The organism is Neorhizobium sp. BETTINA12A, assembly GCF_023006485.1.
Lineage (GTDB): Bacteria > Pseudomonadota > Alphaproteobacteria > Rhizobiales > Rhizobiaceae > Neorhizobium.
In genome coordinates this window covers 1-1460 of sequence record NZ_JALBGW010000327.1, presented here as the reverse complement: position 1 = coordinate 1460, position 1460 = coordinate 1, and the positions used below count along the sequence as shown (strand labels likewise).

1 protein-coding gene and 1 pseudogene are annotated in these 1460 nt (G+C 64.7%); one reads left to right on the top strand and one right to left on the bottom strand.

Annotated elements, in window-relative coordinates:
• Nucleotides 1–195, top strand: a pseudogene (locus tag MOV61_RS29910) (cobalamin biosynthesis protein); the annotation flags it as partial.
• Here the strand turns inward: MOV61_RS29910 and MOV61_RS29905 are convergent.
• Nucleotides 179–1460: cobyric acid synthase (locus MOV61_RS29905; protein ID WP_247139176.1), on the bottom strand; the 1282-nt coding region annotated here is incomplete at its 5' end. The pseudogene MOV61_RS29910 and the gene MOV61_RS29905 overlap by 17 nt on opposite strands.

Here is a 1460-nt window from a genome sequence, read left to right as displayed (position 1 = left end):
GGCGCGCTCGGCATTGCGCTTGCCGGACCGCGCAGCTATGGCGGACAGATGATCGAGGCGCGATTCATGGGCGAGGGTGGGCGCTCCGAGCTCACCTACGACGACATTCGCCGCGCGCTGAAACTCGCCCGCGTCGCCGACGCGCTGCTGATCGGCCTTTTCGGCCTTTTGGCGCTGATTATCTGGCAAGTTTGAGCAGCCCATCGAGATCGAGGTGCTTTTCCATATGGCCGGCCAACCGGTCGAGTACCGCATCCACCCCGGCCTCATAGTCCAGGCCTGATGCCGAGCCACCAAGCCGCTTCAGCCAGGCCGACCGCTGCCGGTCGTCGGAAAACAGACCGTGAAGATAGGTGCCCCAGACCCGGCCATCCGCGGATATCGCGCCGTCCGGGTTGCCGCCGACGATTGAGAACGGGCATTGGCAATCCACGCCCGACGTCCGTCCGATATGCATCTCATAGCCGGACACAGAAATTCCGTCGAAGCTTTCGCCCGAGACGGCCTCCAGCCGTTTATCGCCGGAAAGAACCGTCTCCACATCCAGCAAGCCCAGCCCTTCGATCGAGCCGGGCGGCCCTTCCGTTCCGTCCGGATCGGAAATGGTTTTTCCAAGCATCTGATATCCGCCGCAGAGGCCGAGCGTCCGACCGCCGCGGCGGACATGGGCGGCGATATCGACGTCGAAACCGGCCGTCTTCAGCGCCCGCAGATCGGATATCGTCGCCTTCGATCCCACCAGCAGCACGAGATCGCAATCGCCGGGAATGACCTGCCCCGGCCGAACCCGGATCAGATCGACATCCGGCTCGGCTTCCAGCGGATCGAGATCGTCGAAATTGGAGATATGCGGCAGGATCGGCACCGCGATCCTGATCCTCGCTTCGGCCTTCCGCACCGAAGGCGCATTGAGGCCAAGCGCATCTTCGGCCGGCAGCCGGGCTGCATCGGCAAAATGCGGCAACAGCCCTATCGACTGCCAGCCGGTGAGTTCCCCGATCATCCGCATGCCGTCGGCGAACAGGGCCGGATCGCCCCGAAAGCGATTGACGATAAAGCCCCGGATCATCGCCGCATCTTCGGGATCGAGCACCAGCCTGGTGCCGGCAAGGCTGGCAATCACCCCGCCGCGGTCGATATCGCCGATCAGCACCACCGGCACGTCGGCGGCTCGGGCAAACCCCATATTGGCGATGTCGTTGTGGCGAAGATTGATTTCCGAAGCGCTGCCGGCGCCTTCGACCAGGACGAGATCGGCCTGGTTGCGGAGGATGCCGAAACTCTCCAGGACCCGCGGCATCAGTGTCCGCTTGAGCATCTGATACTCGGCGGCCTTGGCGTTGCCTTCGACCCTGCCTTGCACCACCACCTGCGCCCCGACCTCGCTCTGCGGCTTCAGGAGCACCGGGTTCATGTGGACGCTGAGCGGCGCGCCGGCGGCGCGCGCCTGCAACGCCTGC